Source organism: Pseudomonas sp. M2(2023), assembly GCF_030263955.1.
In the GTDB taxonomy this organism is placed as follows: Bacteria; Pseudomonadota; Gammaproteobacteria; order Pseudomonadales; family Pseudomonadaceae; genus Aquipseudomonas; species Aquipseudomonas asiatica.
The window spans coordinates 1,520,118-1,538,428 of the sequence record NZ_CP127114.1; the positions used below are offsets into that span (position 1 = coordinate 1,520,118).

The following is an 18,311-nucleotide window of genomic DNA, read 5'->3' on the forward strand; positions in this document are numbered from 1 at the left end:
GGGCGAGCCCGCGAAGAGGCCAGATCAACCAATACAAAACTCAGCGATAAGTCGGCAAGGCAAACCGCTGCTGGCTCTGCAGCATCGAAATCACCGGCAATTCACTGGCCTGCTCGGCCAAATCGCGGCGAATCGCACTGATCGCCCAGGACAGCTGCTCGGCACTGTGCAATTGCGCGTAGGTCAGCACGCGGCGGGTGACCTTGCCATCAGCTGCGCGCAGAGTCAGCAGCACACCGCCGTCTGGGCGGGCCTGGGTATTCACCTGGTAGGCCGAAAATACCGAAACGAACTTTTCCTGGATGAGGTCCATATCAACTCCTGGCTGTTGCGTGGCAGACGTGAGTTGATCGTTGCAGTGACCGTGCCAGGAAGCTTTTTCTGAAAAAATCCTTTAATTTCAGTAGGTTACGTATTTTTCGTCGAGGCGCTTTCGTGCAACCTGCATGGTCGTGCATTTTGCACAGTGCATATTGCACGACCCGCGGCCAGCTATCAGCCCGATAGAATCTGAACCTTTGACCCGGCAGCCTTGCCTGACAAAGACTTGGGCAACGATTTCTGCCAGGAGGTTCCAAATGTCCAGCCAACCCACGCCCACCACCATGACCGACGACGAAACCGCCGCCTTTGCCGAGCAGGTGTTCGAACGTGCCCGCCAGGGCGATGCCGAGATGCTCGGGCGCCTGCTGGCCAGCGGCCTGCCGGCCAACCTGCGCAACCACAAGGGCGACACCCTGCTGATGCTGGCCAGCTACCACGGCCACCACGACGCAGTGCGTGTGCTGCTGGCGCATGGCGCCGACCCGCTGATTGCCAACGATAACGGCCAACTGCCCATCGCCGGCGCCGCGTTCAAGGGTGACCTGGCCATGATTCGCCTGTTGCTGGAGCACGGCGTACCGGTGGACGCCGCCGCGCAGGATGGCCGCACCGCACTGATGCTGGCAGCCATGTTCAACCGCAGCGAAATCCTCGAGTACCTGCTGGCCCAGGGTGCCGACCCGGCCCGTCAGGATGCCCGTGGTATCACCGCACTGGTGGCAGCGCAAACCATGGGGGCCGTGGACGCCGCAGCGCGCCTGCAAGTGCTGGCCGGCTAACCGCAAGGGGGCATTTGCGGCTATCCTTGGCGACTTTTCACCCGTCGCAGGCCCCCTTTCATGAAAACTCAGTTGCTCGAATTCATCAGCCTCATTGGCGCTGGCTGCATGCGCGAGGAAGACATCGAGCGCATCGCCGACGAGGCCGCCCAGGCCTACGCCGACCCCGCTGCCTTCCTGGCCGCCAACCCCGACATCAACTACGACGACAGCTTCCCCATTCCGCTGGGCGAATGGGTGGTGCTGGGCAGCCTGCCGGACACCGTGGTGTTTCAGGCCGACAGCTACCAGGACCTGTTCCAGCAGATCAGCGACTCGTTCGACCAGAGCGTGCCCTTCACCCTCAAGCCCAAACAACTGGCCCGCACCGAGCCGCTGACCGCGCTCAATCGCATTCAGGTGCAGATGGGGGCGCTGAACAAGGAGGCGGGTGGGTATGTGCTGCTCAACTTCAGCCAGTTGCTGGATGACGAGCTGCAGATGGTGATGGTAGGGCAGAACGACCTGGCGCGGGTGCTGGAGCTGGGTGCTGAGGTGGGGATCAAGGTCGAGCCGGCGCTTGAGGCGTTGAAGGTCGCCGTACACGTCTGATTTCCGCGTTTGCTTCTTCGCGGGTAAACCCGCTCCCACAGGGATATCACTTCCCTCGGGCCCAGTGAGATCCCTGTGGGAGCGGGTTTACCCGCGAAGAGGCTGGTACAGGCAGCTTCAATCTTCAGCCCAGCGCGGTATCGAGGAACATCATCACCGCAAACCCACCCATCAACCCCAGGGTCGCCGCCGTCTGGTGCCCATTGCGGTGGGTTTCGGGAATCACCTCGTGGCTCACCACAAAAATCATCGCCCCCGCCGCCAGCCCCATGCTGACCGGGTAGGCCAAGGCAAAGCCGGTCGAAATCCCCAGGCCGATCACCGCACCCAGCGGCTCCATCAGCCCCGACCCGATCGCCACCAGCGCGGCTTTCAGGTTCGACAACCCGGTAGCGCGCAAGGCCAGCGCCACGGCCAACCCCTCGGGGATGTCCTGAATTGCGATGGCGCTGGTCAGCGGCAGGCCGATGTTCATGTCGCCATTGGCAAAGCTCACGCCAATGGCCATGCCCTCAGGCAGGTTGTGCAGGGTAATCGCCAGCACGAACAACCACACCCGGCTGATGCGCTCGGCCTCCGGGCCGCAAGGGCCGGTGCTTTCGTGTTCATGCGGGGTGAAGCGGTCCAGGCCCAGCATCAGCAGCACGCCCAGGCCCATGCCCAGCACCACGGTAAAGGCCGCGGCCGGGCCGTTGCCGGTAATTTCGCGGGCGGCATCCAGGCCCGGCAGAATCAGCGAAAACGAACTGGCCGCCAGCATCATGCCGGCGGCAAAACCCAGCATCACATCCTGGGTGCGGGCCCTGACATCGCGCAGCACCACTGCCAGCACCGCGCCCAGCGCCGTGGCGCCAAAGCCGGACAACCCGCCCAGTGCGGCCAGGTGCAGGTTTTCGGCGTGGTCGCCGTTCACTGCGTTCCACAGGCTGGCGGCCAGCAGTAGCAACACCGCCAGCAGGCTCAACCCCAGGCCGGCGCTGAGCCACGGGGTGTTCACGGCTTGCTGGCGCCAGGCGTTCAGCAGCGAGGTCGGGGCGGCGCTTTGAGTGTGGGCGGGGGGCATGTGAACCTCGAATCAGTGATTAACGGCAGTCTACTCAGGGACCTGCGGCAATCGCCAAGGATTCCCTTCTATCGCCTTGATAGCTGACTATGCTGTGCAGCAAAGCCTTTGACAGGAGTTTTGGCATGGGGTCGACGTTCAACAGCCTGGTCGGGCTGATCATCCTGGCGCTGGATATCTGGGCCATCCTGAATGTGATCAAGAGTGGCAGCGAAGTGGGCATCAAGGTGTTGTGGATCCTGCTGATCGCCTTGCTGCCGGTGGTGGGGCTGGTGATCTGGGCGATCGCCGGGCCACGGGGGAATGTGCGGATCTGAATGGCTGTGCTGGCCTCTTCGCGGGTGAACCCGCTCCCACAGGGGGATCACTGGACCTGAGGGCAGTGATCCCCCTGTGGGAGCGGGCGTGCCCGAGAAGAGGCCGTAACAGACAAAAGCGGCAACACCCCCGTGACAAAATTTTCACATTGGTTTAAACAGAATCCGCACCCGCACAATGCTGCGTTGGTATACACCTGCGCCATCTCCGCAAACCCGCAATCCTAGGACCTTCCCATTCATGGCTAACCTGGACGCCTTGAAGCAACGGGGCGCGCGAGCGTCGTTCTCGCCCACTCTGAAATCCCACCTGGCCTACACGCTGCTCAGCGGCCTGGTGATCATGCTGATGCTCAGCCTCGTGCGCCTGGCGCTGCTGGTCTACAACAGCGACATGATCGGCGATACCCCCAGCGCGACCGTCGCAGAAGGCTTTCTCAATGGCTTGCGCTTCGACCTGCGGGTAGTGGTGTACATCAGCATTCCGCTGCTGCTGGCCATCCTCAGTCCCTGGGCCATGGCCCGGCGTGGCCTGTTCCGTTTCTGGCTGACCATCACCTCGAGCGTGGTGATGTTCCTCGGCCTGATGGAAATGGACTTCTATCGCGAGTTCCACCAGCGCCTCAACGGTTTGGTGTTCCAGTACATCAAGGAAGACCCGAAGACCGTGCTGAGCATGCTCTGGTACGGCTTCCCGGTGGTGCGCTACCTGCTGGCCTGGCTGTTCGGCACCTGGCTGCTGAGCCTGCTGTTCAAGGGCATCGACCGCATGACCCATGGCAACGGTGCCGGCGAGGTCACCCTGCAGCGCCGTGCAGCGCCGTGGTACAACCGCCTGGCGGTGTTCATGGTGATCCTGCTGGTGGCCGTGGTCGCCGCCCGTGGCACCCTGCGTCAGGGCCCGCCGATGCGCTGGGGTGATGCCTTCACCACCGATTCCAACTTCGTCAACCAGCTGGGCCTGAACGGCACCCTGACCCTGATCGATGCTGCCAAGAGCCGCTTCGGCGAAGACCGCGCCAACATCTGGAAGCCGGTGCTGGAGCAGGACGTAGCCACGCAGAGCGTGCGCGAGCAGCTGCTGACCGCCCACGACACCCTGGTCGATGCCGACGAGGCTGCAATCCGCCGCGACTTCGTGCCGCCGGCCGAGCGCACCCTGCCGATCAAGAACGTGGTGGTGATCCTGATGGAAAGCTTCGCCGGCCACTCGGTGGGCGCGCTGGGCAGCCCCAACAACATCACCCCGTACTTCGACAAGCTGGCCAAAGAAGGCCTGCTGTTCGACCGCTTCTTCTCCAACGGCACCCATACCCACCAGGGCATGTTCGCCACCATGGCCTGCTTCCCCAACCTGCCAGGCTTCGAGTACCTGATGCAGACCCCGGAAGGCGGCCACAAGCTCTCCGGCCTGCCAGCCTTGCTCAGCGCCCGCGATTACGACGACGTTTACGTCTACAACGGCGACTTTGCCTGGGACAACCAGTCCGGGTTCTTCGGCAACCAGGGCATGACCACCTTCATTGGCCGTAACGACTTCGTCAACCCGGTGTTCTCCGACCCGACCTGGGGCGTGTCCGACCAGGACATGTTCGACCGCGGCGCCGAAGAGCTGGCCAAGCACGATGGCAAGAAGCCGATCTACGCGCTGCTGCAGACCCTGTCCAACCACACCCCGTACGCACTGCCCAAAGACCTGCCGGTAGAGCCGGTAACCGGCCAGGGCCGCCTGGACGAGCACCTCACTGCCATGCGCTATTCGGACTGGGCGCTGGGGCAGTTCTTCGAGAAGGCGCGCAAGGAGCCGTACTTCAAGGAAACCCTGTTCGTCATCGTTGGCGACCATGGCTTTGGCAACCACCAGCAGGTCACCGAGCTGGACCTGGGCCGCTTCAACGTGCCGCTGCTGCTGATTGCCCCAGGCATCCAGGAGAAGTTCGGTGCGGTCAACCACACCGTGGGTACCCAGGTCGACATCGTGCCGACCATCATGGGCCGCCTGGGTGGCCAGGCCCGTCACCAGTGCTGGGGCCGCGACCTGCTCAACCTGCCTGAGGGCGACCAGGGCATGGGCATGATCAAGCCATCGGGCAGCGAGCAGATCGTCGGCCTGGTACAGGGCGACCGTATCCTGATCGAGTCCAAGGACATGACCCCGCGCATGTACCGCTACCAGCTGGGCAGCGAGTTCAAGGCCGAGCTGATCGAAAGCCAGGACCAGCCGGAAATGCTGAAGAAGCTGGAAGCGTATATCCAGACTGCGACCAAGAGCTTGCTGGATAACACTGCCGGTGTAGTGCACGGCACGCCTAAGTAAGGCTGCACCAGGGGCCGCTTTGCGGCCCATTCGCGGCGGTTCGACGCATCGATGAACCCGCTCCCACAGGGATATCACTGCCCTCAGACCCTGTGAAATCCCTGTGGGAGCGGGTTTACCCGCGAAGAGGCCGGCACAGACTGAACATTCTCCCCACCTCAAGGTCACTTGTTTCAGGCATCACACACCCGGTGTTCGTTGACTTAGAGGGTTCGTTCAATGAAAGAGTGGGAAGTCATCTTTGCCGACCAGAAGGGCGTGCTCACCACCCTGACGCTGCACGGCGACCAGTGCCCCAGCGAGGAGGACGCCGCGCGGGCCATCCGTTCGCACCTGTTCCCGGTGATGGACGAGCTGGACCTCAACGACTTCCAGGACCGCACCATTTCCCCCACCGCACGCTGGCTGAAGGAGCAGAGTGGCGTGACCATCACCAGCATCCACGAAACGCCCTGAACCACACGTTTGCGTGGTGCCCTTGCAGGCACTACGCTGCATGAAGGTGCTGGCCTATTCTGCGGGTCGGCACCGCATCCCTTCGCGTCTTGCATCAGCTCGAACTGCCCGGCCGCTGCCGGCAGGTGCGTAGTGCACGGAAAGTCTATCCATCGCATTATTCAGGAGGACGTTTCATGAGCAGCCAGAACGACGATATCAGCAGCAACGTCCTGCGCCAGATGAAGGCAGGCGGTTTCGACTTCACCCAGATCCATCCCATCGAGTTCTACGCCATATTCCCCGACGAAGCAGGGGCCCGCCGTGCGGCCGGGCAGTTTCGTGGGGAATCGCTGAATGCCCAGGTCAAGGAGATGGGCGACGGTGCATGGCATCTGGAACTGAGCAAGGTCATGTATGCCACCCATGGCGGGATTGGCGACTTTGAAGAGGCCTTCGAGCAGCTGGTGACACCTTATGGCGGTGAGGTGGAAGGGTGGGGGGTCAAGCAGGAGCGGCCCATAGCCTGAGAGTTTTGTGTTGCCTTCTTCGCGGGCAAGCCCGCGAAGAAGCACACACAGCCCTCAAGGCCTGCGCCCAGCCATATGCCCCAGGTAAGCCAGCAATTCATCCAGCTCCGCTTCACTCAAGACACTCTCTGCAAACCCCGGCATCTTCGCCTGCGGCCACTGCCGCAGGCTTTGCGGGTCACGAATCAGCTGGCGTAGATATTCCGGCCGAAAATACTCGGTCGGGTTATGCGGCACATTCAGGTCCGGCCCCACCTGTGCATCCCCTGCGCCATTCAACCTATGACACGCCAGGCAATTCTGCTGGAACAAGGCAAAGCCTCGGCGCACCGGGCTGTCGGCCGGCAACTTCGGGTCGGGCAGCAGCGCCGGAAAACGCGCTTCGACGGAGGCCAGCTTGCGAATCGTGGAAATCTGGAACGGCCACTGCTCCGGGCGGATACCGCTGGCCTGCGGTGCAGTCCACACCAGGTAGAACGGTCCCGCACTCGGCTTGCCTTGGCCCAGTGGTGGCCATGGCCGGTCAGTTTCCTCCACCGCCAGCCAGGCCTGTGCCGGCCCCTGCTGCAACAGTGGCGCTGCGGGCATTTCGGCGGCAAAACCGTCCAGCGCCACTGCCTGCAGGTGGTCGCTGGCGCTCACGCCGTCCAGCAGCGCGGCCAGCGGCACAGCCCGATAACGCATGGGCTGCTTGTAGGAAACGTCCTGGTCGATGCTGATGTCCCGGGCCTGCGGGTGGTCGAGCAGTTCTTCACTGCTCCATTGGCGCGTCGTAGCGCCCAGTTCAAGGTGCAGTTGCGCCGCCGACAGCGGCAGGCTCAGGAGCAACACTAACAGTGCAAGGCAGTGGCGCATGGGTAATCTCCGACCATCAAGGCCAGCAGGTTACCTGTGCGTTGCCTGTTGGCGCCACAGCGGCAGTCAGCCGAACAAACGTGTAAGGTTCGGCAGGATCAGCAGCAAAGTCGTGGCGAAGAGAATGAGCCCAGCTTGGCGAATTTTCGATTGTCTGAACATGGCGGACCGCCTTCTTGTTGTTATTCCTGAATACCCGTTGGCTTCCCTGTCGCGCTTCGGGTCGATCGCAGTGGCGTTGCGTGACGCCTGAACTGCCTGCCTCTTGAAAGTGGATATACAACCAACAGTAGGGTGTGCGTCATCCATGTTTGAGAACCCTTTGTTCTAATGTGGTCGGTCATTAATTTCTTCGGGCTATGAGGCCAAGTGCCAGCCGGCTGGCATGCTCTCGCTAGACGGTGGCGCAAGTGCCAGCAGGGCACCGATGAAATGTGACCGTTCGTCAGTGCGGCCTACTTGCTTGTACGTGCCTTTCGCGTCAGTCTCTACAGCAGATTCCCACCCATGTCGTTCAGGACTATCCCTATGTCGTTACGCATCTGCATCCTTGAAACCGATGTCCTGCGACCGGAGTTGACCGCGCAGTACCAGGGCTACGGCAGGATGTTCGAGCAGCTCTTCTCGCGTCAGCCGATCGCCGCCGAATTTCGTGTGTACAACGTGATGAACGGCGATTACCCCGCCGACAACGAAGTGTTCGATGCCTATCTGGTGACGGGCAGCAAGGCCGACTCGTTTGGTACCGACCCGTGGATCCAGACGCTCAAGGCCTACCTGCTGAAGCTGTACGAGCGCGGCGAGAAGTTGCTGGGTGTATGTTTCGGCCACCAGTTGCTGGCGTTGACCCTGGGTGGCAAGGCCGAGCGTGCCGAGCAGGGCTGGGGCGTGGGTATCCACCGCTATTCGCTGGCGGCCCATGCGCCGTGGATGGACCCGGAGGTGTCGGAGCTGACCTTGCTGATCAGCCACCAGGACCAGGTGACCGAGCTGCCGGAAGGCGCCACGGTGATCGCCTCCAGCGATTTCTGCCCGAACGCTGCGTACCACATTCGTGACCAGGTGCTGTGCTTCCAGGGGCACCCCGAGTTCGTGCACGACTACTCCCGCGCGCTGCTCGATGCGCGCCAGGAGTATCTGGGTGATGAGGTGTACCACAAGGCCGTGGCCAGTCTGGCCACCGAGCACCAGGGCGACCTGGTGGGGGAGTGGATGTTGCGGTTTATCCAGCACCCATCGAAGGCCGGTGACAGCGCAGCGTAATCGGTTGCAACCATTCGCGGGCACGCCCGCTCCCACACGTAATCCACAATTTTCGAACTTGCGATAATCCTGTGGGAGCGGGCGTGCCCGCGAAGAGGCCCTTAAAGCCAGCCAGACTTCTTGAAGCTGGCATACAACGCGGTACAGCCCAGCCCGATCACCCCCAGTACCCCGAAGTACCCATAGTGCCACCCCAACTCCGGCATGTTCTGGAAGTTCATCCCGTAAACCCCGGCAATTGCCGTGGGGAACGCCAGGATCGCCGCCCAGGCTGCAAACTTGCGCTGCACGATGCTCTGCCGTGACGACTCCAGCAGCATGCCGATCTCGATGGTCTGGCTGGCGATGTCACGGATACCGGCCAGGTCTTCCATCTGCCGCGTCACGTGGATTTGCACGTCACGGAAGTACGGGCGCATGTTCTTGTCGATGAACGGGAAGCTCAGGCGCTGCAGTTCCTCGCTCACTTCCACCATCGGTGCCACGTAGCGGCGCAGGCGCAGGATGTCGCGGCGCAGGCTGTGCAAGCGGCGGATATCGTCCTCTTGCAGCGAACCGCCAAGCACGCTCTGCTCCAGCTCTTCGATCTCGCCATGAATGGCCTCGCTGACCGGCTGGTAGTTCTCGGTGACGAAGTCGAGCAGGGCGTACAGCACAAAGTCTTCGCCGTGCTCCAGCAGCAACGGCCGAGCCTCGCAGCGTTGGCGCACCAGGGCATAGGATTTGGAGTGGCCGTTGCGGCAGGTGATGATGTAGCCGTTGCCGGCGAAGATGTGGGTTTCGATGAACTCCAGCTTGCCTTCGTGGCGCACCGGCGAATAGGTGACGATGAACAGGGCGTCGCCGAAAGTTTCCAGCTTGGGCCGGCTGTGCTTTTCCAGGGCGTCTTCGATGGCCAGTTCGTGCAAATTGAACTGACATTGCAGGTTGGCCAGTTCCTCAGCGTTGGGCTCTTCCAGGCCAATCCACACAAAATGCCCTGGCTTGCGTGCCCATTCGCTGCCTTCGTCGATGCTGATGTTGGTGACCTTTCTGCCGGCGCTGTATACCGCCGATGCCACGACTCGACCCATGGTTGTTCGCTTATTCCGGTTGGACACGGGTTACAGCTTGGGCTGTAGTGGGCTCAAGAGCAACCTAGCTCTTGGCCAGTTCCCCTTCCATGCGGTCGATGCATTGCTGCATCTGCCCGCGGCACTGTTCGATCAGCGCCGGCAGGTCCTGCAGGGTCATGCCCGCCGTGGCGATCGGTGGCAGCGAGCGCACGATCACCGTGCGCTGGCGCCAGCTGTTCAGGCTGAGGCGCCCGGCATAGCGGCTGACGCATACCGGCACGATCGGCACTCCGGCCTCGATGGCCATGTGAAACGCGCCTTTCTTGAAGGCCAGCAAGTGCTCGCCGGGATTGCGCGTGCCTTCGGGGAAAATCCAGATCGAGGTGTCGTCCTGCAGTACCCGGGTGGTCTTCTGCATGGCCTTGCGTGCCTGGTAGGCATTCTTGCGGTCGACCAGCACGTTGCCACCCAGCCAGAACAGCTGGCCGAACAGCGGGATCCAGCCCAGGCTTTTCTTGCCGATGGCGACGGTGCGCTGCGGCACCACCTGGCCTAGCACGAACAGGTCGAAGTTGGACTGATGGTTGGCGACGATCACGCAGCCTGGCGGCTGATCCCACAGCGGGCCGACTTCGGCCTTGACCCTGATGCGCATCAGCCAGGTGGCCGGCAGGCTGTAGAGGCGTGCGAACACGCGGCTGTTGTCGGGGTTGAAGGGGCGGCACAGGCCAATGACCAGGCCCAGGGCCCCAACCACAAGGAAATGCAGCGCCAGCAGGAACATGCGCAATGAATAAAGCATGGTACGACTCACACCAGACAGTCGCCGGGCAGTGTACGGATGTGCACTGGTCGGGGCAAACCCTGGTGCAAGCCTGTACTGGCCCTTTCGCGGGTGAACCCGCTCCCACGGGTACCTCACTGCTCTTGAGGCGTGCGATATCCCTGTGGGAGCGGGTTCACCCGCGAAGAGGCCGGTACGGTCAACCTGTATAGTGCTGATCCAGCTCGATCGCCTTGTCCAGCGCCTCCAGCAGCTCTTTGCGCACCTTCAGCTTGGTGTGCTTGTGCGCCAGCATGTTCAGCTTCTTCAGCTCCCGCGCTTTCTCCAGTGCTGCATCCTGCAACTGCTCGGCCGGCACTACCTTGTCGAGGAAGCCGGCATCCACCGCGCCCTGCGGGTCAAACACCTCGGCATTGATCACCGAGCGGTGGAAGGCCGAGCGGCGCAGGCGGTCGCGGGCCAGTTCGATGCCGGCATGGTGCATGGTCATGCCGATCTGCACTTCGTTCAGGCACACCTTGTACGGCCCTTCGACGCCAATGCGATAGTCGCCCGACAGCAGCAGGAAGGCGCCCTTGGCCACGGCGTTGCCCGGGCAGGCGACCACTACCGGGAACGGGTGCGACAGCAGGCGGCGGGCGAGGGTGGAGCCGGCGGTGACCAGGCTGATCGCCTCCTTGGGGCCGCTGGTCATCACCTTGAGGTCGTAGCCGCCAGACAGGATGCCGGGCTGCCCGGTGATGATCACCACCGCGCGCTCTTCGGTGGCGCGGTCGAGCGCGGCGTTGAAGGCGGCAATGACGTCTGGCGAGATGGCGTTGACCTTGCCGTTGTTCAGGGTCAGGGTGACGATGCCGTCTTCGGCGTGGTAGGTAATCAGCTCGCTCATGGCAGAGTCCTTTTGTTGGCGTGGCGACGACGTTACCCAGCGCCAGGGGCGAGGTAAAGCAGTAAGGCTGACTGGTCGGTCAGCGTTCGCCGGGGCTCAAATGCAAATGCATGAAAAAATTGAAAAAAATGCTTGCCAAAGGGAAGGTCTTTCACTAAATTAGCGCACCTCGACAGGCTGCAAGGCTTGAAGAGAAACGGTGAAGTGTCCGAGTGGTCGAAGGAGCACGCCTGGAAAGTGTGTATACGAGAAATCGTATCAAGGGTTCAAATCCCTTCTTCACCGCCACATTCTACGAAGAGCCCCCGAGCTGAAAAGCCGGGGGCTTTTTGTTTTTGGGCCTTTGGGGGCCGCTTTGCGGCCCTTTCGCGACACAAGGCCGCTCCTACAGGGACCGCGTACGCCTGTAGGAGCGGCCTTGTGTCGCGAAGGGGCGCAACGCGCCCCCAAAATTCTAGAAGCTGACCGAAGCCGAAAGCCGAGCCGTCCGCGGCGCCCCCTGGAACAGGTAGTTATCCCCCAGGTAATCCCCCACATCACGCCAATAACGCTTGTCGAACACGTTATCCACAGTCAGCCGCAGCACCGTGTCATACCCCCCGATGCGCGTACGGTAGCGGCTACCCACATCGAACACCGTATACCCACCAACTTCCACATTCCCCGCCTGGCTCGCATATTTGCTGGCGCTGTAGCGCGCCCCACCCAGCAGTGCCAACCCCGGTACCGGCAGGGTGTATTCCGCCTGCAACGCCGCCCGGAACCTGGGCACGTTGATCGCCTGGTGGCCCTCATAGGCATCGGTATCGCTGTTCTGCACCCGCGCCCGAATCGCCGCAGCGCTGGCCTGTACCTGCAGGTTCGAGGTCACCCAGCCGCTGGCGCCCAGTTCCAGGCCGGTGTTCTTCTGCTGGCCTTGTTGGACATAGGTAAAAGTGCCGGCTCCGTCCGGGCGCGCGTATTGGTATGCCTGGCGTATCTGGAACAGTGCGGCGCTGAAGCTCAGGCCTTGCCAGTCGTGCTTTAGGCCCAGTTCCAGCTGGTGCGAGGTCGTTGGCGCGAGGATTTCGAAGCTGTTCTCGGCGAACCAGGGTGCAGTACCGCCTGCCGACAGGCCTTTGGAATAGCTGGCATATACCGTGGTATCCGGCTGCGGCTTGTAGATGAGCGCGGCGTTGGGCAGCAGTTCGTACTGCCGGGTATGGCGGCCGGCAACGCCGTCCTCATTCCAGGTTTTCTCGTCCAGGCGTACTTCCCGGGCACCCAGTATGGTCTGCCATTGCTCGTTGAAGCTGATGCGGTCGCTCACGAACAGCCCGTACTGGCGGCTGTCCAGGCGACGTTCGCTAGACCTGATGGGCTTGTCGGATGGATCGAAGGCCGGCGCACCGGTGTGGATATTGCCTGTACCTACCCATTCCATATAGCTGGGGCGCTGATCCAGCGTGCGCCGCTGCGCACTGGTGCCCACGGTCAACTCATGCCCCACGCCCAGCGCATCGAAACGCCCGTTGAGCATGGCCTGCGCCTCATCGGTACGGCGGGTGTCGTCCGGGCTGCGGAAGTCGTAGATGTCGTAGTCGCCGTTGCTGCCGAAGAACGCGCCTTCGCTCGAGCCCCAGGCAAACGAGCTGTAGTCATCAATCACCACCTTGCTGCGCGAGGCACTCAAAGTCCCGGTCCAGGCTTCGTTGAAACGGTACTCGAAGCGCCCGCCCAGGTTCAGCGAATCGTTCTGCACCGGCTTGGCCGAGTGCTGGTAGGCCAGGCGGTCGTCCGGGTCGATGCCATGGGGTACTTCGCTGCCACCGAGCAACTGGTAACCCGGCACCGAGCGTTGTTCACGGTGCTGGTATTCGGCATCCAGCTGCAGGGTGGCATCCGGGTTGATCTGCCAGTCGAAGGCCAGCGAGGCGAAGTCGCGCTTGCCGTCGGCGTGGTCGACGTAGGAGCGGATGTCTTCATGAGCCAGGTTGGCCCGCAGGCCGAACTGTCGCTCGCTGCCGAACCAGCCGCCCAGGTCGGTGGCCAGGTAGCGTTCGCCTTGTTCGTTGGTCGACACCGTGACGCTGCGCACGTCTTCGGCGCGCTTGGTCACGTAGTTGATCAGGCCGCCCGGCTCCGATACGCCGCTCTGCAGCCCGGACAGGCCCTTGAGCAGCTCCACCTGCTGCTTGTTTTCCAGGGCCACGTTCTGCTCGCCGGCGATGGTCTGGCCATTGATTCGGTAGCTGCTGGCGGCATTCAGCTCGAAGCCGCGCACGTTGAAGTTTTCGTAGTAGCCGATGGGGGCGTAGCTTTCGCCCACCGAGGCGTCGCTTTGCAGCACTTCGCTAAGCTGGCGTACCTGGCGGTCTTCCAGCAGTTGCTGGCTGAATACGCTGATCGAGGCCGGGGTGTCGAGCAAGGGGGCGGGCTGGAAGCCGCCTACTGCTGCCTGGCGTGCCTGATAGCCGTCGTTGGTGTAGGTATCGGAGACCTGCAGCGGGGCCAGTAGCACGCTGTCTTCGGCAAGCACATGGGGGCAATGCAGGGCCAGGCCCAGGCTGAGCAGGCTCAGGGGCAGGCGGGGGTGACGCGGGGGCATGCGGTGGGGCTCCTGGATGCGCGACACCTGCGCCGGCCTCTTCGCGGGTGTACCCGCTCCCACATGAACAGCGCTGCCCTTGAGAGTGGCGCAGTTCCTGTAGGAGCGGGTTTACCCGCGAAGAGGCCAGTACAGGCCATGAAAAAAGGCGGCATCTTACAGCCGCCTTCAACATAAAACGATCCGGGCCCTGCGATATCCCGTCAGCCTTTGCTGGCCGGCCGCCTGTGCTGCTTCCAGTTGTCGTCGATCTTCGACCAGGTCTTGCCATCGGTAATGGCCATGAGCTTGCGCCCGTCCTTGAAAGTGGCCAGGAAGGTGGCTTCCTCTTCTTTGCCACCCAGCCACAGCCCGGCCAGCAACCCCACCGGCCCGGCCACCAGGGCCCCGGCCACGCCCCAGCCCAGGGCACTGCCCAGGCTGCGGCTGGATTCCAGGCTGGCCAGCCGCAGGTCGCTGATGCGTGCCAGGGAAATCCGCTCGCCCGGGGAGGGGCTGCGCGGGGTCTTGAGTGTGAGCGATCCATTGCGATACTCGCCTTCACCTTGCAAGAAATCGCCGGATTGCACCGTGAGTCTTGTCATAACGTTGTCCTGTCAGGGAAAGGGCATTGACCAGCGCCTACTGAGCGCTGACCCGGCAGGCAAGTCAACGGCCATGCGACGGAGGGTCGTGCGGTGCATTGTCGCTCAGGTCAATGGGCTTCAGGCGATCTGCAAAGCGTTCTTGCGCTTGCGCTCGGCCAAACCCCACGCCAGCAACGCCAGCCCGCCAATCACCAACCCGGCCAGCACAATCCCCATCCAGCCCTGGCGTTGGAACAGCTGCGTGCCCAGCAGCGATCCCAAGGCCCCGCCAATGAAGTAGCAGGTGATATACCCGGCATTCAGCCGCGTGCGCGCCTCGGGTCGCAGGGCAATTACCGCATTCTGGTTGCTCACGTGCACCAGTTGCACTGCCAGGTCGAGCATCAGTACGCCCAGCAGCAACGCCAGCAACGACTGCTCGGCGAAGCCCAGCGGCACCCACGACAGCAGCAATACCACCAGGCCCACGGTGGTGCCCAGCGAACCCTTGCCACGGTCGGCCAGGCGCCCCGCCCAATTGGCCGACAGTGCACCCGCTGCACCGGCCAGGCCGAACAGGCCTATCACCGCGTCCGAATAGTGATACGGGCCTTTCGCCAGCAGGAACGCCAGTGGCGTCCAGAACAGGGCGAACAGGCTGAATGCCAGCAGGCCGAGCAGAGAACGCAGGCGCAGCACCGGTTCTTCGACGAACAGGCGGAACACCGAGCCGATCAGCGCTGGGTATTTCAGCCCGGCATGGCTGTGGTGTTGTGGCAGGCTGCGGTACAGCGCCACGGCGGTGATGGCCATCAGCAGCGCGGCCAGCACGTAGATGCTGCGCCAGCCACCCAGTTCGGCCATGAACCCGGCGGCGGTGCGCGCCAGCAGGATGCCCAGCAGCAATCCGCTCATCAAGGTGCCGACCGCCCGCCCGCGCTGGTGTGGCTCGCTGAGGGTCGCGGCCATGGGCACGAGGATCTGTGCCACCACCGAGAACAGCCCGGTCAGCGCGGTGCCAAGTATCAGCCAGGGAAGGCTCGGTGCGCAGGCGCTGATGACCAGGCCAAGGGTGGAAATGGCAGTCATCACGGTGATCAGCCGGCGCTGCTCGAACAGGTCGCCCAGGGGCGCCAGCAGCAACAGGCCGGCGCCGTAGCTCAGTTGCGCGGCGATGACGATGCTGCCGGCACTGGCGGTGCTCAGGCCGAACTGCTGGGCGATGCTGTGCAGTAGCGGTTGCGCATAGTAGTTGCTGGCCACGGCCAGGCCGGTGGCGGTGGCCATCAGCAGAATCAGGGCACGGCTGAGCGTGGGGGTATTCATGGGGTTCTCGTGGCGGGCAGGAGTAAAGGGGGGATTATCGGAAAGTGTCGGGCACTACATCAACGCATTGTGCGGCAGAGCAGAGCGGGGGGGCTGGAGGTCGGGGATCGGTTAAGCCTGTGCTGGCCTCTTCGCGGGTAAACCCGCTCCCACAGGTACACCATTGGGCTCGGGGCCTGTGATATCCCTATGGGAGCGGGTTTACCCGCGAAGAGGCCGGAACAGGCAACCCTTCATTCAGGCTGCAAACCCGCCATCAACCGTCAGGCTGGCCCCAGTGATATACCCCGCCTCAGGCCCTGCCAGGTAAGCCACAAAGCTGGCAATCTCATCCGCCTCGCCATAGCGCCCGATCGCCATCAGCGGGATCAGGCTGTCAGCGAACTCGCCGCTGGCCGGGTTCATGTCGGTGTCCACCGGCCCTGGTTGCACGTTGTTCACGGTAATGCCTTTCGGCCCCAGGTCACGGGCCATGCCGCGAGTCAGGCCGACCAGCGCCGATTTGCTCATGGCATAAGGGGCGCCACCGGCAAACGGCATGCGCTCGGCATTGGTACTGCCAATGTTGATGATGCGCCCGCCTTGGCCCATGTAGCGTGCCGCGGCCTGGCTGGCGACGAATACGCTGCGCACGTTCACCGCCAGCATGTGGTCGAAGTCGGCCAAGTCGAATTCGGTCACCGGCGCTACCGCCAGCACGCCGGCGTTGTTGACCAGGATATCCAGCCGGCCGAAGGCCTTCACGGTGTCATCCACGGCCAGTTGCACGGCCGCCGCGTCGGCACTGTCGGCCCGCAGGGCCAGCGCCTTGCCGCCGGTTTTGGTAATTTCCTCAACCAGCTCCTGCGCCGGACCGGCGGAACTGACATAGGTGAAGGCCACCTGTGCGCCTTCGCGGGCCAGGCGTCGCACGATGGCTGCACCGATGCCGCGGGAACCGCCCTGTACCAGGGCCACCTTGCCTTCGAGTGAGTGTTGCTTGGACATGTTGATCTCCTGCTGGAAGCCAGGCCGGAATGCCTTGGATGGGCGCAGTATCGGCGCTTGATTACCTGCTGATAAGATGGCAATCACTATCAGCAGAGTAAACCTTTGGTTGCTAATAATGGCCATGGAATCATTCAACGCGTTGGAATGCTTCATCCGCAGTGCCGAAGTCGGCAGCTTTGCCGAAGCCGCCAGGCGCCTCAGCATTACCCCGGCTGCCGTGGGCAAGCATGTTGCCCAGTTGGAAGCACGCCTGGGGGTGCGGTTGTTCCAGCGTAGTACCCGCAAGCTGACCCTGACCGAGGCAGGGCAGCGATTTCTGGGGGAGGTCAGTGACAGCTTCCGCACCATCCAGTACGCCGTGGCCAACCTGGCCAGCAGCGAAGGCCAGCCGGCCGGGTTGTTGCGGGTGAGCATGGGCACGGTTTTCGGGCGCTTGTATGTGTTGCCATTGCTTGGTGAGTTCCTGCGTCGCTACCCGGCCATTACTCCGGACTGGCATTTCGACAACCGCCAGGTCGACCTGATTGGCCAGGGCTTCGATGCGGCGATTGGTGGAGGCTTCGATTTGCCACCAGGGGTGGTGGCTCGCAAGCTGACCCCGGCGCACAGGGTGCTGGTGGCGGCGCCGGCGTACCTGGGGCGGCACGCGCCGATCGACGACCCGCAGGTATTGCAACGGCATGACGGTATCCTGATCCGCTCGCCGCAGACTGGGCGGGTGCGGTCATGGCCGTTGACCAGCCGTTGGCAGGTGCAGCAGCCATTGCAGTTGCGCCAGACGATGACCATGAGCGATTCGGATGCGGCTTGCGCGGTGGCCGAGCAGGGCTTGGGAATTGCCTTGGTGAGCCTGCCGTTTGCCGTGCCGTACCTGGAAGGCGGGCGGCTGCGGCGGGTGCTGCCGGACTGGTATGTGGATGATGGGCATATCAGCCTGTATTTCGCCGAGCACAAGCTGTTGCCGGGCAAGACCCGGGCGTTTGTCGATTTTGTGGTGGAGCAATTCGAGGAGCAGGGGCTGGCGCGGCGGTTCGATGCCTTGCAAACCCTTTAGAAGTGTATTGCTTGTAGCGGCCCTATCGCCGGCAAGCCAGCTCCCACAGGTACCCCACAGTATTTGGGCTTGTGGTAATCCTGTTGGAGCTGGCTTGCCGGCGATAGGGCCGGTTCAGACAACATCAACAATGAACAATGCCTGTGCCCCCAGGTTTACCTCATCATCAACCTTCTTGCCGACCAGTTGTTGCCCCAGCGGCGAGCGCGGGGTAATCACCGTCACCAGCCCATCCCCCTCGCCAATCTTCAACCCCGCCGCCTCGGGCCCGAGGAACAGTCGGCGCTGCCCGCCATCTTCATCCTCCAGCGTCACCAGGTTGCTCACCTGCACCCCGCGTGCCGGGTCGTAATCGCGCAGCAGCAGTTGCTGGTAGGTCAGCAGCGCCTTGCGGATCTCGGCGCTGCGGCGGGCCTGGCCGGTGGCCAGGTACGAGGCCTCCAGGCCCAGGGTGTCGTACTTGTTCTCGGCGATGTTCTCTTCGGCAGTGGCGGCTTCGTACGCAGTTTGCGCTGCGCGGGTCAGCACATCCAGGTCATGTTCGAGGGTGGCGACGATCTGTGCCAGCAGGCTGGGCTTGTCCATG

The 18,311-nt window shown here is 62.9% G+C and carries 19 protein-coding genes and 1 tRNA gene; 9 read left to right on the forward strand and 11 right to left on the reverse strand.

The features are described 5' to 3' along the window. Positions 1-40: 40 nt before the first annotated feature. Complete coding sequence (locus tag QN085_RS07025) at positions 41-313, reverse strand: DUF3509 domain-containing protein (RefSeq protein WP_013971511.1); 273 nt, start codon at positions 311-313, stop codon at positions 41-43. Positions 314-578: 265 nt separating this feature from the next. On the opposite strand from QN085_RS07025, the gene QN085_RS07030 reads away from it, so the two are divergent. Both QN085_RS07030 and QN085_RS07035 read left to right on the forward strand, forming a co-directional pair. Further along, on the forward strand, positions 579-1,103 hold the full coding sequence (locus tag QN085_RS07030; protein WP_013971512.1) for an ankyrin repeat domain-containing protein: 525 nt from the start codon (positions 579-581) through the stop codon (positions 1,101-1,103). A gap of 60 nt (positions 1,104-1,163) precedes the next feature. Beyond that, the gene (locus QN085_RS07035) at positions 1,164-1,694 is read left to right on the forward strand and encodes a hypothetical protein (RefSeq protein ID WP_013971513.1); all 531 of its coding nucleotides are present in this window, start codon (positions 1,164-1,166) and stop codon (positions 1,692-1,694) included. A 124-nt stretch (positions 1,695-1,818) separates the two neighbouring features. On the opposite strand, the gene QN085_RS07040 is transcribed toward QN085_RS07035, so the two are convergent. Next, complete coding sequence (locus QN085_RS07040; RefSeq protein WP_013971514.1) at positions 1,819-2,757, reverse strand: ZIP family metal transporter; 939 nt, start codon at positions 2,755-2,757, stop codon at positions 1,819-1,821. Between the two features lie 125 nt (positions 2,758-2,882). On the opposite strand from QN085_RS07040, the gene QN085_RS07045 reads away from it, so the two are divergent. The 4 genes from QN085_RS07045 (at position 2,883) to QN085_RS07060 (ending at position 6,356) form a co-directional block, all read left to right on the forward strand. After that, the gene (locus QN085_RS07045; protein ID WP_012271091.1) at positions 2,883-3,074 is read left to right on the forward strand and encodes a PLDc N-terminal domain-containing protein; all 192 of its coding nucleotides are present in this window, start codon (positions 2,883-2,885) and stop codon (positions 3,072-3,074) included. A gap of 241 nt (positions 3,075-3,315) precedes the next feature. Further along, entirely contained in the window at positions 3,316-5,391 is a 2,076-nt protein-coding gene (locus QN085_RS07050; RefSeq protein WP_285690159.1) for an LTA synthase family protein, read from the forward strand. A gap of 219 nt (positions 5,392-5,610) precedes the next feature. Beyond that, positions 5,611-5,847 carry a hypothetical protein gene (locus QN085_RS07055; RefSeq protein WP_013971517.1) on the forward strand — a complete coding sequence of 79 codons (237 nt, stop codon included), beginning with the start codon at positions 5,611-5,613 and terminating at the stop codon, positions 5,845-5,847. Between the two features lie 176 nt (positions 5,848-6,023). Beyond that, on the forward strand, positions 6,024-6,356 hold the full coding sequence (locus tag QN085_RS07060; protein WP_023661860.1) for a ribonuclease E inhibitor RraB: 333 nt from the start codon (positions 6,024-6,026) through the stop codon (positions 6,354-6,356). A 54-nt stretch (positions 6,357-6,410) separates the two neighbouring features. On the opposite strand, the gene QN085_RS07065 is transcribed toward QN085_RS07060, so the two are convergent. Then, complete coding sequence (locus tag QN085_RS07065) at positions 6,411-7,211, reverse strand: c-type cytochrome (protein ID WP_024086506.1); 801 nt, start codon at positions 7,209-7,211, stop codon at positions 6,411-6,413. Between the two features lie 528 nt (positions 7,212-7,739). Here QN085_RS07065 and QN085_RS07070 point away from each other — a divergent pair. Continuing rightward, on the forward strand, positions 7,740-8,474 hold the full coding sequence (locus QN085_RS07070; RefSeq protein WP_285690163.1) for an amidotransferase: 735 nt from the start codon (positions 7,740-7,742) through the stop codon (positions 8,472-8,474). Positions 8,475-8,575: 101 nt separating this feature from the next. Here QN085_RS07070 and QN085_RS07075 read toward each other — a convergent pair whose 3' ends face one another. The 3 genes from QN085_RS07075 to QN085_RS07085 all read right to left on the reverse strand — a co-directional run bounded on the left by QN085_RS07075 (position 8,576) and on the right by QN085_RS07085 (position 11,202). Then, positions 8,576-9,547, reverse strand: coding sequence for a magnesium and cobalt transport protein CorA (locus tag QN085_RS07075; RefSeq protein WP_015269363.1), 972 nt, complete (start codon positions 9,545-9,547; stop codon positions 8,576-8,578). A gap of 64 nt (positions 9,548-9,611) precedes the next feature. Then, positions 9,612-10,331, reverse strand: coding sequence for a lysophospholipid acyltransferase family protein (locus QN085_RS07080; RefSeq protein ID WP_003260398.1), 720 nt, complete (start codon positions 10,329-10,331; stop codon positions 9,612-9,614). A gap of 181 nt (positions 10,332-10,512) precedes the next feature. Continuing rightward, entirely contained in the window at positions 10,513-11,202 is a 690-nt protein-coding gene (locus tag QN085_RS07085; RefSeq protein ID WP_013971521.1) for a crotonase/enoyl-CoA hydratase family protein, read from the reverse strand. 198 nt (positions 11,203-11,400) lie between these two features. Here QN085_RS07085 and QN085_RS07090 point away from each other — a divergent pair. After that, positions 11,401-11,490 (forward strand) — tRNA-Ser (locus tag QN085_RS07090). A gap of 166 nt (positions 11,491-11,656) precedes the next feature. Here QN085_RS07090 and QN085_RS07095 read toward each other — a convergent pair. The 4 genes from QN085_RS07095 to QN085_RS07110 all read right to left on the reverse strand — a co-directional run bounded on the left by QN085_RS07095 (position 11,657) and on the right by QN085_RS07110 (position 16,668). Further along, the gene (locus tag QN085_RS07095) at positions 11,657-13,789 is read right to left on the reverse strand and encodes a TonB-dependent siderophore receptor (protein ID WP_285690171.1); all 2,133 of its coding nucleotides are present in this window, start codon (positions 13,787-13,789) and stop codon (positions 11,657-11,659) included. A 203-nt stretch (positions 13,790-13,992) separates the two neighbouring features. Next, positions 13,993-14,373 carry a hypothetical protein gene (locus tag QN085_RS07100; protein WP_015269367.1) on the reverse strand — a complete coding sequence of 127 codons (381 nt, stop codon included), beginning with the start codon at positions 14,371-14,373 and terminating at the stop codon, positions 13,993-13,995. A gap of 120 nt (positions 14,374-14,493) precedes the next feature. Further along, complete coding sequence (locus tag QN085_RS07105; protein WP_285690174.1) at positions 14,494-15,681, reverse strand: MFS transporter; 1,188 nt, start codon at positions 15,679-15,681, stop codon at positions 14,494-14,496. A 237-nt stretch (positions 15,682-15,918) separates the two neighbouring features. Beyond that, entirely contained in the window at positions 15,919-16,668 is a 750-nt protein-coding gene (locus QN085_RS07110) for a 3-oxoacyl-ACP reductase family protein (RefSeq protein ID WP_038409113.1), read from the reverse strand. Positions 16,669-16,786: 118 nt separating this feature from the next. On the opposite strand from QN085_RS07110, the gene QN085_RS07115 reads away from it, so the two are divergent. Then, positions 16,787-17,725 (forward strand): LysR family transcriptional regulator, encoded by a 939-nt coding sequence (locus QN085_RS07115; protein WP_285690177.1) that lies wholly within the window; start codon positions 16,787-16,789, stop codon positions 17,723-17,725. 114 nt (positions 17,726-17,839) lie between these two features. Here QN085_RS07115 and QN085_RS07120 read toward each other — a convergent pair whose 3' ends face one another. Then, positions 17,840-18,310: a GreA/GreB family elongation factor gene (locus QN085_RS07120; RefSeq protein ID WP_013971527.1), complete on the reverse strand. Its 471-nt coding sequence runs from the start codon at positions 18,308-18,310 to the stop codon at positions 17,840-17,842. Position 18,311 lies beyond the last annotated feature (1 nt).

Coding starts and splice junctions, on each gene's coding strand:
- QN085_RS07085 (WP_013971521.1), bottom strand. CDS start 11,202: ATGAGCGAGCTGATTACCTACCACGCCGAAGACGGCATCGTCACCCTG.
- QN085_RS07060 (WP_023661860.1), top strand. CDS start 6,024: ATGAGCAGCCAGAACGACGATATCAGCAGCAACGTCCTGCGCCAGATG.
- QN085_RS07030 (WP_013971512.1), top strand. CDS start 579: ATGTCCAGCCAACCCACGCCCACCACCATGACCGACGACGAAACCGCC.
- QN085_RS07115 (WP_285690177.1), top strand. CDS start 16,787: ATGGCCATGGAATCATTCAACGCGTTGGAATGCTTCATCCGCAGTGCC.
- QN085_RS07120 (WP_013971527.1), bottom strand. CDS start 18,310: ATGGACAAGCCCAGCCTGCTGGCACAGATCGTCGCCACCCTCGAACAT.
- QN085_RS07025 (WP_013971511.1), bottom strand. CDS start 313: ATGGACCTCATCCAGGAAAAGTTCGTTTCGGTATTTTCGGCCTACCAG.
- QN085_RS07040 (WP_013971514.1), bottom strand. CDS start 2,757: ATGCCCCCCGCCCACACTCAAAGCGCCGCCCCGACCTCGCTGCTGAAC.
- QN085_RS07075 (WP_015269363.1), bottom strand. CDS start 9,547: ATGGGTCGAGTCGTGGCATCGGCGGTATACAGCGCCGGCAGAAAGGTC.
- QN085_RS07065 (WP_024086506.1), bottom strand. CDS start 7,211: ATGCGCCACTGCCTTGCACTGTTAGTGTTGCTCCTGAGCCTGCCGCTG.
- QN085_RS07095 (WP_285690171.1), bottom strand. CDS start 13,789: ATGCCCCCGCGTCACCCCCGCCTGCCCCTGAGCCTGCTCAGCCTGGGC.
- QN085_RS07050 (WP_285690159.1), top strand. CDS start 3,316: ATGGCTAACCTGGACGCCTTGAAGCAACGGGGCGCGCGAGCGTCGTTC.
- QN085_RS07105 (WP_285690174.1), bottom strand. CDS start 15,681: ATGAATACCCCCACGCTCAGCCGTGCCCTGATTCTGCTGATGGCCACC.
- QN085_RS07035 (WP_013971513.1), top strand. CDS start 1,164: ATGAAAACTCAGTTGCTCGAATTCATCAGCCTCATTGGCGCTGGCTGC.
- QN085_RS07100 (WP_015269367.1), bottom strand. CDS start 14,373: ATGACAAGACTCACGGTGCAATCCGGCGATTTCTTGCAAGGTGAAGGC.
- QN085_RS07055 (WP_013971517.1), top strand. CDS start 5,611: ATGAAAGAGTGGGAAGTCATCTTTGCCGACCAGAAGGGCGTGCTCACC.
- QN085_RS07070 (WP_285690163.1), top strand. CDS start 7,740: ATGTCGTTACGCATCTGCATCCTTGAAACCGATGTCCTGCGACCGGAG.
- QN085_RS07045 (WP_012271091.1), top strand. CDS start 2,883: ATGGGGTCGACGTTCAACAGCCTGGTCGGGCTGATCATCCTGGCGCTG.
- QN085_RS07080 (WP_003260398.1), bottom strand. CDS start 10,331: ATGCTTTATTCATTGCGCATGTTCCTGCTGGCGCTGCATTTCCTTGTG.
- QN085_RS07110 (WP_038409113.1), bottom strand. CDS start 16,668: ATGTCCAAGCAACACTCACTCGAAGGCAAGGTGGCCCTGGTACAGGGC.